This is a genomic window from Candidatus Binataceae bacterium (assembly GCA_035294265.1).
GTDB lineage: Bacteria > Desulfobacterota > Binatia > Binatales > Binataceae > DATGLK01.
In genome coordinates this window covers 76,303-91,733 of the sequence record DATGLK010000035.1, presented here as the reverse complement: position 1 = coordinate 91,733, position 15,431 = coordinate 76,303, and the positions used below count along the sequence as shown (strand labels likewise).

General features: G+C 61.9%; 9 protein-coding genes and 1 pseudogene. 3 read left to right on the top strand and 7 right to left on the bottom strand.

All coding sequences use genetic code 11. The annotated features are described in order from the left end of the window. Positions 1 to 7: 7 nt before the first annotated feature. The 6 genes and pseudogenes from VKV28_06655 to mutS form a co-directional block, all read right to left on the bottom strand. Positions 8 to 763 (bottom strand): segregation/condensation protein A, encoded by a 756-nt coding sequence (locus tag VKV28_06655; GenBank protein HLH76475.1) that lies wholly within the window; start codon positions 761 to 763, stop codon positions 8 to 10. Next, positions 760 to 1,413, bottom strand: a complete 654-nt coding sequence (locus VKV28_06650; GenBank protein ID HLH76474.1) for a site-2 protease family protein — start codon at positions 1,411 to 1,413, stop codon at positions 760 to 762. Before VKV28_06650 ends, VKV28_06655 begins: the two co-directional genes overlap by 4 nt. 5 nt (positions 1,414 to 1,418) lie before the next feature. Next, positions 1,419 to 2,306: pseudogene (locus VKV28_06645) on the bottom strand (tyrosine recombinase). A gap of 32 nt (positions 2,307 to 2,338) precedes the next feature. Beyond that, positions 2,339 to 5,002, bottom strand: coding sequence for a [protein-PII] uridylyltransferase (glnD, locus tag VKV28_06640; protein ID HLH76473.1), 2,664 nt, complete (start codon positions 5,000 to 5,002; stop codon positions 2,339 to 2,341). 80 nt (positions 5,003 to 5,082) lie between these two features. Then, complete coding sequence (locus VKV28_06635; GenBank protein ID HLH76472.1) at positions 5,083 to 6,303, bottom strand: N-acetylmuramoyl-L-alanine amidase; 1,221 nt, start codon at positions 6,301 to 6,303, stop codon at positions 5,083 to 5,085. 36 nt (positions 6,304 to 6,339) lie between these two features. Next, a complete protein-coding gene (mutS, locus tag VKV28_06630) occupies positions 6,340 to 8,892 on the bottom strand; it encodes a DNA mismatch repair protein MutS (protein HLH76471.1) in 2,553 nt (850 codons plus the stop codon). 192 nt (positions 8,893 to 9,084) lie between these two features. On the opposite strand from mutS, the gene VKV28_06625 reads away from it, so the two are divergent. Next, entirely contained in the window at positions 9,085 to 10,083 is a 999-nt protein-coding gene (locus VKV28_06625; protein HLH76470.1) for an ABC transporter substrate-binding protein, read from the top strand. Between the two features lie 25 nt (positions 10,084 to 10,108). Here the strand turns inward: VKV28_06625 and VKV28_06620 are convergent, their stop codons facing one another. Further along, a complete protein-coding gene (locus VKV28_06620; protein HLH76469.1) occupies positions 10,109 to 12,757 on the bottom strand; it encodes a PA14 domain-containing protein in 2,649 nt (882 codons plus the stop codon). Between the two features lie 401 nt (positions 12,758 to 13,158). Here VKV28_06620 and VKV28_06615 point away from each other — a divergent pair, with 401 nt between their 5' ends. Both VKV28_06615 and VKV28_06610 read left to right on the top strand, forming a co-directional pair. Further along, entirely contained in the window at positions 13,159 to 14,811 is a 1,653-nt protein-coding gene (locus tag VKV28_06615) for a glycosyltransferase family 39 protein (GenBank protein ID HLH76468.1), read from the top strand. Further along, positions 14,796 to 15,422: a molybdenum cofactor guanylyltransferase gene (locus VKV28_06610; protein ID HLH76467.1), complete on the top strand. Its 627-nt coding sequence runs from the start codon at positions 14,796 to 14,798 to the stop codon at positions 15,420 to 15,422. The genes VKV28_06615 and VKV28_06610 overlap by 16 nt, the downstream gene beginning before the upstream one ends. The last annotated feature ends 9 nt before the right edge of the window (positions 15,423 to 15,431 follow it).

Below are 15,431 nucleotides of genomic sequence, written 5' to 3'. Positions count from 1 at the left end.
CGCGTGCTTACTCCTTGGGAGGCTGATTATACGCCAGCCAGATAGGCCCGAACGCCTGCTCCTGCCACACCCGCACGTGGGCGCGCCGGATCAATTCCAACAAAGCCAGAAAATAGGCCACCACTAGTGGTCGATCGCTCAGGTTCTCGAACAGCGCGGTGAATTCCAGGCGCGGATTGCGCTCCAACAGCCCTAGGATCACCGGGATACATTGGGCCACCGGAATGTCGCGCAGCTTAAGCTCGCGGGTGCCCTTCTGCTCGAGCCGGCGCAGCACGGCGCGCAGGGCTTCGATCAAGTCGAAGATCGAAACCTGGTAGGCCGCGGCTGACGGCGCCTCTTCGACCGGTTTTTCGCCCGCGGAGGCGAATACGTCCCGTCCCAGCAGGGGGCGCTCTCCCAACTTGAAAGCGGCTTCCCGATAGCGCTGATATTCGAGCAAGCGGGCGACTAAATCCTGCTTTAGTTCGTCTGCTTCGTCCTCGTCGCCCGGGCCCTGATGGGGCAGCAGGGCGAAGGACTTGATTAGTAACAGTGTGGCCGCCATCACCAGGTACTCGCCAGCGACGTCGAGGTTGAGCGAGTCCAACAGCTCCAGATACTCCAGGTACTGCTCGGTGACCACGCTGGCGGTCACCTCCTGCGGGTCGAGTTCGTTGCGCTTGATCAGATGGAGCAGCAGGTCCAGCGGACCCTCGAAGACGGGCAGGCGAAACCAGCGCCCGCTTTGCTCGGGCGGATTGGTGGGGTTGTCCTGGCTCACAGCAAAATCCTGGTGACCGCTCCAATGATTGGATTGATCACGCGGGTAAAAAAGTCGGTATAAAGCAGCACAAAAAGCAGGAGCAGGCCATAGGGTTCGAGGCGGGCGAACTTGCGCGCGAGCGACAGCGGAAGCAGCCCGACCAGGACTCGTCCGCCGTCCAGCGGCAGCAGCGGAAAGAGGTTGAAAATCCCCAGTGCCACGTTAACGATCACCGATGCCCGTAGCATCAAAATCAGCGGCACCACTACCGCGCGCGGGCTGTCGGGGCCCAATTGCGCTGCCAGGTAGCGGGCCCCGATCCCGCTTAATGTGGCCAACACCAGGTTGGTCAGCGGTCCCGCCACTGCCACCGCGACCATGTCACGCCGCGGATTGCGTAGACGGCGAAAATCTACCGGCACGGGCTTGGCGTAACCGAATACCGGCAAATGCACCGCCATCAGCAGGATGGGCAGGACCACCGTGCCGAACGGATCGATATGGGAGAGCGGGTTAAGCGTCAAGCGGCCGGCGCGCTGGGCGGTATCATCCCCCAGCCGCTGCGCAACCACCCCGTGCATCACTTCGTGCAGCACGATCGAAAACAGCGTAGGAAGAGCCCAGATCGACAGTTCCAGAACAAAGCGAGAAAGATCGAACGATGCCATCAGGTTTAAGACGATACCTTATCCAGCCGAGCACGTGGATGAAAGCTGCGATGGGCTTTGCGCAGATGGGCAGTGCTCAGATGGGTATAAATTTGGGTGGTCGAGATGTCGCTGTGGCCAAGCATTTCCTGTACCGCGCGCAAGTCGGCGCCATTCTGTAGCAGGTGGCTGGCAAAGGAATGGCGCAACATGTGTGGGTGTACCCGCAGTTGGCGCGGCAGTCGGCCCGCCCAAGTATTGAGATTTTTGAAAAATGCTTGGCGGGTTAGCGGCCGCCCGGCGCGCCCCACGAACAGGAACGGGCTTTGCCGCTGCCCGAGCAAGGCCGCGCGCCCACTCTCCAAGTAATGAGTTAAAGCCTGTCGGGCGCGCTCGCCGAAGGGCACTAACCGTTCCTTGGCTCCCTTACCGACCACCGCCAGCAGCCCGCTGCGCGCATCGAGCGCCGCCAGTGGCAGGCGGACCAATTCCGACACTCGCAGCCCGCTGCCGTATGCCAGCTCCATCATCGCCCGGTCCCGTGAGCCGCGTGGAGTAGTCGGATCGATCACGCCGATCAAGGCCTCGATCTGCGTCGTACTCAAAGTGTGCGGCAGCGGCCGTGCCATTGGCCCCAGCTTTATCTCAAGGGTTGGGTCCTGCTCCAGGATGCCCTCGCGCAGCCATTCCTTGACCAGGTTGCGAATCGTGGTCAAATGGCGGCGCTGGCTGGTACGACCCAAACCCTGTTCGGCCAGCGCCTCCAGGTAGTCAAGCATCACCAGCGCGTTCAATTGCGCAGGGGTAATCTCGCGCTCGCGACAAAAGGCGCTAAAGCGCTTGAGGTCCCGCCGGTAAGCGTCAAGCGTATTGTCAGCCAGACCGCGCTCGACGCGCAAACCTTCCAGATGGCGGTTGGTTGCTCGCTCCCACTGCTCGGATGGGTTCATGCGGCGGGCTCCGAGGTAGTCTCGGTCTGGGTCGCCGGTTCGTCCAGAGCGCCAAGCAGGGCGGTGCGAATTTTGTCCAACTGCTTGGGCTGGGTGATTTTGCCGTTGTTTTGCTGGCTTACGTAAAAAACGTCCAGTGCTTGATCGGCGTTGGTCGAGATGCGCGCCAAATGAATCTTTAGTCCCAGTTCCGACAGACAGTGGGTGATGGTAAACAGCAGACCCACCCGGTCCTGGGTGAACACGTCGATCACGGTATGGCGATCGGAGATGGCATTATCGATGGTGATTTCGGTCGCCACCCGCGAGACAAACCGCCGCCCGCCGCCAGCGGCGGCCGGGTGGTTGCGTGCCACCAGGTCATCGATCGGCATCGTGCCGAATAGTACCGCCTGCAAGTCGCGCTCAATCCGCAACCAACGTTCCTCTTCCATCGCCATTACGGCGCCGCCGCCCAGATGGGAGAGGCGAAAGCTGTCCAGCACAATGCCATCGGCACGGGTAGTGATTCGGGCCGACAGGATGTTGAGACTGTTGGCCGTCAGTACGCCCGCGATCTTAGAAAAAAGCCCGTGCTGATCCCGCGTCACCACGGTGAATTCGCTGAACTCACGGTCGGGAAAATGGCGCTGATGGCAGATCAGGGGTTCCTCGCGCAGTCGCTGCATGAGGCTCAGATGCAGGGGCACATCCTGACGGGGGGTGATAAGAAAATATCGGTCAGGCATCTGGCGCAGGAAGTCCTCCAATTCGCGATTGCCGGCCAGTTGCAAGCGCAACTCGTCTTTAGCTAGTTGCACTTCGCGCGCGGGATCGACCGCCTCGCGGTCGCCCTGTTCCAGCAACTTGAGGGCACGCATGTAGAGGTCGCTGAGCAGCAAATCGCGCCAGTTAGTGTAAACCTTGGGTGCTACTGCGCGCATGTCGGCGAAGGTCATCAGGTAGAGTTCCTTGAGCCGGTCGATGGAGCCCACGCCGCGAGTAAATTCCGCGACCGATTGATGGTCGTCGATGTCGCGCTTTTGCGCCACCTCGGACATGTAAAGGTGGTGGCGGACCAGGAACACGACGGTGTCGACCTCCGTTGGCGCCAGCCCCAAGCGCTGGGCGACCTCACGTGCCAGCAGCGCGCCCCGTTCGTGATGGTCGTGGCCGTGCCCCTTTCCGATGTCATGCAGGAGCAGGGCCAAGTAGACCAATGCAACCGTATCCAGCGCGCGCGCCACCTCGGTGAGTAGCGGCAGGGTGGTCTTGGAGTCGCCCGCGCGCAACCGCTCCAACTCGCGGATCGCGATAAGCGAGTGCCGATCGACGGTGTAGATGTGATAGAGGTCGTGCAAGACGCGGGCGTAGAGATTGCCGAACTCGGGAATCAACGCGCCCAGCACGCCCGACCGATGCATTGCTTCCAGCGTATCGGCTACTCGCTGGCCGCCTTGTAAGATTGAGATCAGGGCCGCGCCAAAGCGCGGATCGGCGCGGGTCGTGTCGTCGATCAGGCCCAGGCTGTCGCGCACCAGCTGGTAGGTGCTGCCCGACAACTCGACTCCGTGAGCTTGGCAATCGGCGTAGATCGTTACCAGGTTGAGCGGATCGCGGCGAAAAAAGTCGCTCTGGGCCACGGCCAGAAGTTTTTTCTGAATCACCACGCCCGGGCGAATTTGGCGCACCAGGCCGCGTCGGAAGAAGCCCGTCTCGGGCTCTTCGGTCACTCGCGCGATCAGGCCTTCGGCGAACATGTGAATCACGCTGGCCTGCTGGTAGTAGGCTTGCATCAGAGCCGCGCTGGCGCTCAGGCCCGGGCCGGCGCTGAAGCCAAGCACAGGAGCCAAGTCTTCCTGGTACTGAAAGGTGAGCTGATCGGTATGGCGGCCGCTGACAAAGTGCAGCGAATTGCGCAGGCGCCACAGAAAATCGCGCGCCGCTAGCACCTCGGCCAACTCGGCTTGGCTGATTACCGCCTTCTGGACCAATTCCTCCAAGGCGCGAACCTTGTACTTGACCTTGGCCAGCCAGAGCGCGGTGTGAAGATCGCGCAAACCCCCTTCGCCTTCCTTGAGTTGGGGTTCGAGCAGGTAGATGGTATCGCCGTAACGAGCCTGGCGCTGGCGGCTCTCCTCCAGTTTGGCCTTGAAGAACTTGCCTTGATTACGATTGAGGATGTCGTCGTTGAGGGCCTGGTTGAAGTCCTCCAGCAAGCGCCCGTCTCCGGCCAAATAGCGGCAATCCAGCAGTGCGGTTTTTTCCTTCAAGTCGCTATCGGCAATCCGCACGCATTCGCGCACGTTGCGCACGGCATGGCCCACCGCCAAACCGGCGTCCCACAGCGCGTGCAGGATGGTCTCGGCCACGATCTCCACGTAGGGACCGGGCTTCCATTCGTGCAAAAACAACAGGTCGATATCCGAGCACGGGTTGAGCTCGGCGCGCCCATAACCGCCGCGCGCAAACACCGCCATTCGCTGGGTTAGGCGAGGAAAACGACCGCGATACTGGGCTTCGCCATGCATACACAAGGCGCGGACGATAGCGTCCATCGCGGCGCTAAGGGCGGCAACGATTTCGCTGCCACTGGCGCCGGCGAAATGGCGCTCCTTGAGCCCCTCGCGCGCCATCTTCCAGCGCTGGCTGACGACCTGGCCCGGGCGCTCGCTCTTCATGCGCTCGAGCAACTCAGCTTCATCTAGCAGCCAAGCCGGTGGTGCGCTTGCGCCAACGGGGGGACCTTCGGAATGTGGGTTCACAACGCTCCGGCGCTTTGGTTTTGATTAAGATATTGCACGATGGTCTGAGCCAGTCCGTCGACCAAAGCCTGCTGATAGGTGGGATCCATCAAGTGCGCGGTCTCGCGCGAGTTGGATAAAAAGCCGCCTTCCACCAACACCGCTGGCATTGCCGCCCCAACCAAGACGTAAAAGGGGCCACGATGGGCCCCCAGCCCGTGAATCTCGGGGCCAAATTGGGCCCTTAGCCGGTCCACCGCCGCTGCTTCCATCCCGGTGGCCAAGGCTGAAGATTGAGTGGCTTTATATTCCTGGCGCAAATCACTCAGAATGTAATCGAGCCCGCCATTTGCAGGCACCGTGTCCTGGCCCCGGTTCTCCATCCGCGCCAGGCGCAGGGTCGCTCGGTCGGTCGTGTTGTTGAGGTAGTATACCTGGAGGCCAGCGGCATTGGGATTGGGGCTCCAGTTCAAGTGGATGGAAACAAACAGGTCGGCGCCGGCGCGATCGGCGATCGCTGTGCGGGCGGGTAAACTCAGATAGCGATCGTCGTCGCGGGTAAGCAAGGTGCGCACGCCGCGCTGCTTGAGCGCCACGGCCAATTTGCGGGACAGAGTCAGCGCGAGGTCCTTTTCGAGCAGCCCGTTGGCGGCACGGGTGCCGGGGTCAAAGCCGCCGTGGCCAGGGTCGATCACAACCAGCGAAGCGCCAGCCGGTTGGTTCAGTAGCGGAGTAAATGGTAGCGTCGCCGCACGCTCCGGCGAAGCGGCGGGGCCCAGCCGCAGGTGCCTCAGGGCTGCCGCCAGGTCGATTGCGGCGTGGGCGGGGGCCAGCGCTACCAACAGATGGTTGCCGCGCAACCCGGCCGCATAGGCGCATTCACCACTGACCGCGAGCTCGATTTCGCAGCCGGTTGTGCTCTCGATCGTGCGCAACGTGCTTAACGGTGCAGGTTCGGCGCCAAACAGAGGACGCACGGGTAGGGCAAGATGGACCTGGGGTAGGGTGATGCGAAGTTGGCCGTGGGCGTGGGACAAATGCCAAGGTGCAGGAGCGCTGAGGAGGAAATCAAGCAGGACCGCGGACTGGGCTTGACGGGCCTGCACGGCGAGCAGGGTGGTGGCGCGGGCGGGGTTGGGGCTGGCTAGGCCCAGCCCCAACCCCGCCAGGAGGAGGAAAGGGAGAAGCGTCCAACGGGCGCTCCTCCCTTTCCTCCTGCCTGCTTCGTCTTTTCCCATCCCCACCGCTCCTCACAAGCCTGTAGTTGCCGCGCTTCAGCCGCCGCGCGGGCCCAGCAGTTTAACCAAGCGAGCCAGTTCGTTAAGTGCGTCAAGTGGCGTGAGTGTCTCGGGTATGGTTTGTCGAAGATCTGCCAGCACACGCTCTTCGGCGCTCGAGAACAGCCCGAGTTGCCGTCCTGAGCTGCTGGGGCGTCGCTCGCGTGCCAGCCGGGCGCGGCCGTCGGCATCCAATTCGCTGTTTTCTAGATTGGTCAGGATCTCAGCGGCGCGCTCAATCACGGCGGGGGGCAGACCAGCCAGTCGCGCCACTTCCAGACCGTAGCTGCGGCTGGCGGCGCCTTCGGTTACCCGGCGCAGAAAGATGACCTCGCCGTTCCATTCGCGCACCGCCATGCAAAGATTCTTGACCCGCGGCCGCTCCCGCGCAAGGTCGGTGAGTTCGTGAAAATGGGTTGCAAACAGCACTTTGGCCTGGGTGTGGTCGTGTAGATACTCGGCTACTGCCCAGGCAATCGCCAGGCCGTCGAAGGTGCTGGTGCCGCGTCCGACCTCGTCCAGTAACAGCAGGCTACGCGCGCTGAGTCCCGACAGCAGGCGTCCGGTTTCGCGCATTTCCACCATGAAGGTCGATTCGCCCCGCCGCAGATCGTCGCGCGCGCCGATACGGGTGAAGAGGCGATCTACCAACCCTATTCGGGCCTGGCTGGCGGGCACAAAACTGCCCGCGTGGGCCATGATGACAATCAGCGCGACCTGGCGCAGATAGGTCGATTTGCCTGCCATGTTGGGACCTGTAATGAGCAGTAATTGGCGCTCGGCAGGATCGAGTTCGACGTCGTTGGGAACAAATTCGCCCCGATGCAGCCCCGCTTCGAGCACCGGATGGCGGCCGTCGCGAATACTGATCACCGCTTCGGAGTTCATCGCTGGCCGCACATAGCCCCGCCTCCGTGCCACCTGGGCCAGCGATACTAGGGCGTCCAGTTCGCCCACCGCGCTAGCGCTACGCTTAAGGCTCGCTCGCGCTCCCGCGATTTCTCGCAGCAGTTTGAAGAACTGCTCGCTTTCGAGCTCCTTCAGCTCCGATTCTGCGCTTAGGATCTTACCTTCCAGCTCTTTCAGCTCTGGGGTAGTAAAGCGTTCGGCGCCGACCAGCGTCTGCTTGCGCTCGTAATCTGATGGTACGCGCTCCAGATGTGCCTTGGTCACCTCCAGGTAATAGCCAAACACCTGGTTGTAGCGGACCTTCAGCGAAGGGATGCCGCTGCGCTCGCGCTCGCGCGCCTCCATTGCCGCGATAACGCCGCGAGCGTCGGTGCTAAGCGCGCGCAACTCGTCGATCCGGGCGTCGAAATTTGCCCTAATCACGTTGCCCTCGCGCAGGTTGAGCGGCGGAGCGTCGGTTATTGCGGCTTCGATCTTTTCCGCCAGCTCGGGCATCGGGTCGAGTGCCTGCGTCAAGTTGATTATTTCATCCGAAGTGAAATTGGCGCAGGCCTGTTTGAGATCGGCCATGGCACGCAAGGCCCGGGCCAGGTTGAGGCAGTCGCGCGGCCCCGCGCGCAAGCTGGCGATGCGTCCCACCAGCCTTTCCAGATCGCCGATCGAGCCCATCGCAGTCAGCGCGTCCGCGCCCAGGTCAGCCTCGAACAGCTCTTCGACCGCGTCCTGGCGCCGCGTGATCGCGGCTAGATCAAGCAGCGGGTAGAGTAACCAGGAAGCGAGCACGCGCGCTCCTGCGGCGGTTCGGGTTTCGTCCAGCACCGCGAGTAGCGAGCCGGCGCGGCTGCCCTCACTGGAGCGTATCAGTTCCAGGTGGGCGCGACTGGTTTCGTCGATTTCCAGATGTTCGCTGGCCCTGTATCGCTGCGGCGCGCCCAGATGGGAGAGTTCCTGGCCGAAAGTCTGCTCCAGGTAGAGCAGCGCCGCCGCCGCGGCTTGGCGCAAATGGCTTTGGTCGAGGCATGCCATTTCCTGGGCGCCGACCCGGCGCGCTAGCACTTCGTCAATGTGCTGGGCGGTAAGTTGCTCGGGCTTAAGGCGGCTCAGAGGAAAGCCGCTTAGCTGGTCGGCCAATGTTGCTCCGACACTATGAGCTAGTACGATTTCGCGCGCTGCCAACCGCTTTAATTCCTCAAGCAGGCTGGATGGGTTGGTGAAATCGGTAATCCTGAACTCGCCGGTGGAGATATCGATGGCAACCAGCGCGAGGCGCTCTTGCGCCGTCGCCACCGCGCACAAATAGCTCTTTTCGTCAGCGGTGAGCACCAACTCGTCATTGACGGTGCCGGGGGTGATGATGCGCACTAGCTGACGCGTCATCAGGCCCCGCGTGCCGGAGCTTGGAGTCTGTTCACAGATCGCCACCTTGCGCCCGGCTTTGAGCAACTTGGCGATATAGGGTTGTGCTGAGTGGTAGGGGACACCGCACAGCGGCGCACCCTCGCGCGAGCGCGCAGTCAGCTGAATGTCCAGGATGCGCGAGGCGATTTCGGCATCCTCGAAGAACATCTCGTAGAAATCGCCGAGGCGAAAGAACAGGATGGCGTCGGGAACCTTCTCCTTGATTCCCAGATACTGCGCCATTACTCCTGTGGGCTTAACAGGCACGCTGGCGGCTAACGATACCCGCCGCCGCGCCCCCGCGCAAAGCGCAGGGGCATTTTGGTGGCGGTGGCCGCGGGTCGCCCAGTTTGCTTTCCGTGCGTGCCCCATTATTGTGGGCCAAATTGGACAGCCGATCCGACCGGCGCGATGCACCTGAGAGGAGCGTTACCAATGTCTCAACTCAAAGTAAGCTTTGCCTGTGGGCTATACGACCGGATGCTGGCACTTTACACGGGCGAGGTCCGGCCGGTGGGTATCGATCTCAATTTCCTGGCAATCGATTCGCCGCGCGACATCTTCGATCGAATGGGGGGCGGGCTGGAGTTCGACGCCTGCGAAATGTCCAGCTCCGAGTACATCAGCCGCCTAGCCGGTGGCGATTGTCCATTGGTCGCCATTCCGGTGTTTCCCTCGCGGGTCTTTCGCCACAGTTTTATCTGCGTCAATCGCAAGGCGGGCATCAAGAGCGCCAAGGATCTAGAGGGTAAGCGGGTGGGGGTGCCACTGTACACGATGACAGCGGCGGTATTTATTCGCGGCCTGCTGCAGCACGAATACGGCGTCGATCTGTCACGTATCCAATGGGTGCAAGGCGCGATCAACAGCGCCGGCGCCCACGGCAGGCCCTCTGCGCCGCCGCTGCTGCGCCCGGTACATATCGAGATCAACGACAGCGGTAAATCGCTCAACCAATTGCTGGTCGAGGGCAAGATCGACGCCATTGCCGGTACCAGCGTGCCGGCCGCGATCCGTACCAATCCCGACATCGTGCGCCTGTTCCCCAACTACCGCGAGGTTGAAAAGCAGTATTACAAGCGCACCGGAATCTTTCCGATCATGCATCTGGTGGTGATTCGGCGCGAGCTTTACCAGCAGCATCGGTTCGTCGCTTCCAGCTTGTACGAAGCGATGTGTGATGCGAAAAAGATTGCGCTTTCCAAAATGCGCTATGCCGGTGCGACGCGCTATATGCTGCCATGGCTGTCGGATGATCTGGAGGAAATTGACCAGCTCTTTGGTGCCGATCCGTGGCCATACGGAATTGAGGCCAATCGGCCAACATTGGAAGCCCTGGTCAATTATCTGGTGGAGCAGGGATTGATCGACCGGCCACTGCCGCTCGATCAGATTTTCGTGCCAACCTACGGCGAGCGCCACGAGGGGCTATAGCCGGGAGCGCGCCCAAAAGGCGAGATCAAGTGGCGCGCCGGGGCTCCAGCCGACTCAGCCTAGGTGATGATGTCACCTGGCTGGGACGGAGATAATGACTGGGAACCAGGCTCTCGCCGTTGCCGCCGGGCGGTTGCCAATAAAGGTGCATCGAGGCACCGCCCCAGATGTTGCGTTGACCGACTAGAATCGAATGCCAGCCCGCACTCATTAAAATCTCGCCTTCGTCCGCCAACTTGGTCACGTCACCGGGATCGCGAATCACGGGATTGCCGTCGATGGAGAGCCAGCCGGCATCGTCGGCGGTAACCAGAAAGCGATAGCGACCTGCCACCGGAGCGAAAATCGAACCACTCCAGGTAACGCAGGAGGGATAGGGCAGGGAGCCCAGCGTGACTACGTTGTCAAAAGCGATTTGATGGTCGATTCGCACGATGTGTGGCGGGAACCGACCGGGCTCCAAGCCTTCGTAGTAGCGCCCCAACAATCCGTAGGGTTGCTTGAGGTTGGGGCGCATGAAGACAGCTCCGAACAGGGGTGGGATGAAGATTGCGATCAGGACGAGCGATCCCACACGGATCGGCCAGGGTGAGGACATGGAGCTTGCCGGCAAGTCTTGGCATAGCCACCAGCCCAGCGCCAGCCACACGCCCAAAAGGGGAAAAAGCTGGAGCGCGCCGGGCAGACCAGCCAGCTTGCCCAGGTTGAAGGCGACGGCATCGCCCACGATAGGCGGGCCACCGAAATAGGGACCCTTGTTGAACGCCAGGTCGCCTCGCAGATAAGCGGGCCACAGAAAATAACGCAGTGGGTTATCGTATTCGTAAGGCAGGTGTGGGTCGATCGCAGTTGCCATCAGCATAAAAAATACCGACAGCAAGGCCAGTGCGGTCCAAGGATAATCGAACGCCGCCGGCAAAGCGACCAGCACCAGGGCCATGAAGGGCAGGGCGGAAATCATGTGGCGCGGTCCGGTCGCGGTGCCGCCGCCCCAGTACACCACGGAATCGCCGTAGGAGCCGTTGAACAGGACGAAGGCGGTAATCATAACCAGCATCGCGATAAACTCGGCGCGCCAAGCCCGCAAGCGCCAGCAGTAGAGCAGGGCCGGAATCGTCAGCAGCATCACCGGGTTGCAGAAAAACAGGCCGCGCTGCGCCCCGAAGAGCACGTTCCAAAGAATTGACCAATGCGGATAAGTCACGCCTGCGAAGCCGACTTTTTGCGCCGCGAAGCGATCGCTGCCCGGCAGCATGTAGGCCTCGTAGCTGAGGAAGAAGGGGTTGGCGAAAGCCACATAATCATAGGCCGCCAACAGCAGTGCCATCGCCCCGGCTGCCGCAGAAAATATTCCAATCCTGCGCCAATCGCCTAATTTCCACAGGGCGTAAAAGCCCACCACCGCGGCCAGGATGGCGGTGGGATAGTCGCATAGCACCGACCAGCCGGCCAACAGCCCTGCCGCCAACGGGGCACCTAGTCCGTCCGCAGGTTCAGTGCGTACTAATAGATAGAAGGCTGCGAACACGCAGAAGGCGGCAATCGGCTCGGCGGTGAATTCCGTGGCATGGGGAAACATAATCGTGGCGAACATCAAAGTCAGCGCGACCATCACGGCGCGCTGCTGGCTGGCGCCAAGCAAAAGCGCGAAGCGATAAGCCAGCAGGCAGAGCAGAGCGCTTATCAGGCTGACCGACATGAGCGTGGTCAAATAGGTTGCCAGGGCCCAAAACCATGGTCCCGGCTTCATCAGTAGATGCATCGGGCCAGTCACCAAAACCCACGGGACCAGCCCGGTCAAGGCGCCGCCTGGTGCCTTGTTGGAGTAGATGTGCGAGCGCAGTTGGACGATATCGGCGGTGTTGAAGCCAGCGTACCAGTCTATCCATACCGTGCCGCGCTCGGTCAGGGCACGGATGAGATCGATGCGCGAGGCGGTGCTGTGATCAGAGGCTTGGTAGAAATAGGCGAAGCTCAGCATACACAACAGAAACAGTGCCACTTCAACCTTTCGGATTGGTTGCAGCGCTGGCCCAGCTTCAACCCCCATCGCTTTCATGTCGGTATCGCCAGCCGCCGGCAGTTTCGGCTTTGGGCTATCTTGACCCGGCGCGCCGGGTGCGCCTAGGTCGGGCGGGCCGCTCGATCCCGATTTCAGCGCGCGCGCGCGGTAGGCGATCACGAACAGCAGGATGGGGATGCCCAGCACCAGCAGAAACATGCTGGTGTTCCCGCTTTGCGGTGGCGGCGTGTTGGCCGCTCGCAGCGCATCGAGGTCGAAGAGCCGTGGCGTGGTCGGCGGCGGGGGAGCGACGGCGAGCGCACTGATGTGCCGGCAATCGACCTCGCCATCATTGGTGCTGCCGTAACCGCCCAGCCGACAGGCCAGATCGACGGTTGCGCCCGCTTTGCCAACCTTGAGATAAAAATCGACCGGCTGCCAATCGTTGGTGCCGTGCAGTTCCTGCGAGCTGACCCAATCCTGGAGCAGGGAAAGAGTCGCCCCGGTGTTGTTTGAGCCGACCTGGCGGGTGCGGAGATCGGCGCTGAAATGGTACCAGCCGGGGGTCAAGTGAAGGCGTTGCACCCAGCGTGCGTCGTTGGGTCGCTGGTTGATAATTATCAATTGGCCGTCGCTGCCCGGCAACCATTTGAAAATTGTCGCGCCCGCCATCCATCCATCAGGTTTCCAGTTCGCGGGGGCGCCACCCGAGCCACGCGACAAGTCACCGTTGACCACAGTGTTGGCGCCAAGCGCCGTGTGAGCTGAAAGGAGGGTTAGCGCTGTGAGCAGAATCAAAGGCGGAAGACGCGCTGAGGCACGGCTGTGGTGGTTGCCTGTTTTGAGCTGTAGGACTGGGATAAACTGACCGAACGCCACGGATTTTTTCTACAGGCTAGGCGCGAAAAGGGCAACCAACAGCCTCGAGGGGTCCGACTACGCAGTTTCCGGCTTGCTTAGACACAGATTAAGGTAAGTGGTTGGGCTTGAATTTCCACTATGCCCCCTATCGCTTGCCTTGGGCCGCAGCGCTGGTTTCGCTACCCTCCAAGACTGTGGAAAGCGCGACTCCGGTGGCTAGTCCTCTGGACGTGGCAGTGATTAACGGCCCCGCTCCGCTCATGCCCGCGCCAGACGCGCGGGCACGGCCCGCTACGCTCGGGCTGATGATGGGTCTTGCCCTGCTCACTTTAGTCGGTGGATGGCTGCGCTTTACGGCCACTAGCTTTGGCTGGCCCGACCATTATCGGCCCGATGAGGAATATATGATCTCGCGGGCGCTAGATTTCCAGAACGATTGGAATCCACATTTCGCCCTCTATCCCGCTGCTCAGATGTACGTCCAACATGCGGCGCTGTGGGGCTATGGCGCCCTGACCGGCCATCGGCACGATTTTCGTGCCGCCTACGGCGCCGATGCTCAGGCTCTAGCCTACCTGGTAGCACGCCGCGTCTCGGCCGCGATGGGCACGGCTACCATCCCCGTCATCTATTTAACCGCGGCCTACGGCTTCGGTATTCCGGCGGGGCTGAGCGCGGCGGCGATCCTGGCGTTTGCAACGCTCGCGGTGCGGGAATCCAAGTTTGCGACGACTGATAGCGCGACCGTGTTGTGGTTAACTCTGGCGCTGTGGTTTGTGTTCCGGATGGCGCGCCGCGGCCAACTCGCCGACTACGTGGCGGCCGGCGCTCTGACTGGGCTGGCGGTCGCCACCAAGTATCCGGCCGGAGCGCTGGTCGGTGGGCTTATCGTTGCGCACTTCGAAGCTCGCGCCGCCCATGGCCAATCCTGGCTGGGCGGGTTGATCTCCCCGCGGCTGTACTTTATGGGCCTGGTCTGTTTTCTGGTCTTCTTTTGCTCCACTCCCTATTTCTTTCTGGATTGGGCGCGCACGGTCGCCGACTTCAATTACCAGCGCGGCTACATTCTGTACGGCGTGCCCAATGCGCAAGCCGGCTATGGTTGGGGATGGCTGTGGCTGCATGCCATGCCCGACTCGTTGAGCTGGCCACTGCTGGCGCTGTTGGCCTTGGCGATGGCGTGGGCGGTGCTGCGTCCCCGGCCAGGGACCTGGGCGTTGATGGCATTTATCTGGCTGACTTTCCTGGGTATGACCCAAAGCCATTATGTCTTTTATCGCTACGTCATGATCCCGCTGCCCGCGATGGTGATTCTGGCCGGGGGGTTCGTCGCGGCCGTGCTTGCGCGCCTGCAGATGTGGGTTGGCACCCACCGCGCCGTGGCCGCCATTGTCTTGGCGCTGGCCGTCCTGCTTTCTCCCGCCGCGATCCGCGACGTACAGCTCGATCGCCTACTCGGGCGGTGCGATACCCGCTCTTTGGCACATCAATGGATCGACGCCCACGTTCCCCCCGGCAGCGTCATAGCGGCCACTGCTCCCACCACCCCATATGGCAAGCCGCCGCTTGAATGGGGGCGCTATCAAATCGTGCCGTTCGTGAACCTCGCGTTCGCACGTGCGCAAGGAGCGCGCTGGGTGATGTCTGACAGCTTCCCCCCGCTGGCTTATTACTCTCCTGGTCCCACTCCAGTGCAATTGGTCGAGCTCAACAGACACGCCATGTTGCGCCTGGACGAAAACCCGTTGGTTGCGGGTGCGCCCACTCCCGTCTTTGATCCCAACGATGCTTTCTATGCTCCGCTCGTTCACATTGACAGCATGACTCGGCCCGGGCCGCGAGTGCGGATATGGCAGCTGAATTAGCCGCGGTAGTTTTGGCCGGCGGACGCGGCTCGCGCTTGGGCGCGCCCAAGGCCGGCTTGCGCCTGGGCAACGACAGCTTACTCAGTAAAACGGTAGGAGAACTCAAACGAAACTTTGCCAAAATCATTGTCGTGGCGGCCGCAGCCCAGCTCGAGCAGCCTTGGTTGAAAGGGCTTGCCGGTGTGTCAGTTGTCTTCGACCCGAGCCCTTATCCCGGTCCGCTCTCGGCGCTTGGCCAGGGGCTGCGCGCTGCCCAGGCTTCGGTGGTATTCGCTTGTGGCTGCGATCTGCCCTTCCTGCGGGTCGAATTGGCGGCCGGCTTGTGCGCGCTGCTCGAACCCTCCGATCAGGCTGTGGCAGCGCAGGTGCAGGGACGACCGCAACCCTTGTGCGCGGCCTATCGCCGCTCCGATGCGCTGACGGCAATCGACGCGTTGCTGGCCGCCAAGGAGACCCGCCTGCGCGCCTTGCTGGAGCGGCTGGCGACACGCTGGCTCCGGGAATCCGAGCTTCGCGCGCTAGATCCGGAGCTTGCCAGCTTCTTCAATCTCAACACGGCGGAGGATTACCTGCGGGCGCAGGCTGTTCTGAATCGGTCGCGCCCCGCTTGAGGCACGTGC

Coding starts and splice junctions, on each gene's coding strand:
- VKV28_06625 (HLH76470.1), top strand. CDS start 9,085: ATGTCTCAACTCAAAGTAAGCTTTGCCTGTGGGCTATACGACCGGATG.
- mutS (HLH76471.1), bottom strand. CDS start 8,892: ATGGCGCAGTATCTGGGAATCAAGGAGAAGGTTCCCGACGCCATCCTG.
- VKV28_06620 (HLH76469.1), bottom strand. CDS start 12,757: ATGGCGGGCGCGACAATTTTCAAATGGTTGCCGGGCAGCGACGGCCAA.
- glnD (HLH76473.1), bottom strand. CDS start 5,002: ATGAAGAGCGAGCGCCCGGGCCAGGTCGTCAGCCAGCGCTGGAAGATG.
- VKV28_06610 (HLH76467.1), top strand. CDS start 14,796: ATGGCAGCTGAATTAGCCGCGGTAGTTTTGGCCGGCGGACGCGGCTCG.
- VKV28_06635 (HLH76472.1), bottom strand. CDS start 6,303: ATGGGAAAAGACGAAGCAGGCAGGAGGAAAGGGAGGAGCGCCCGTTGG.
- VKV28_06650 (HLH76474.1), bottom strand. CDS start 1,413: ATGGCATCGTTCGATCTTTCTCGCTTTGTTCTGGAACTGTCGATCTGG.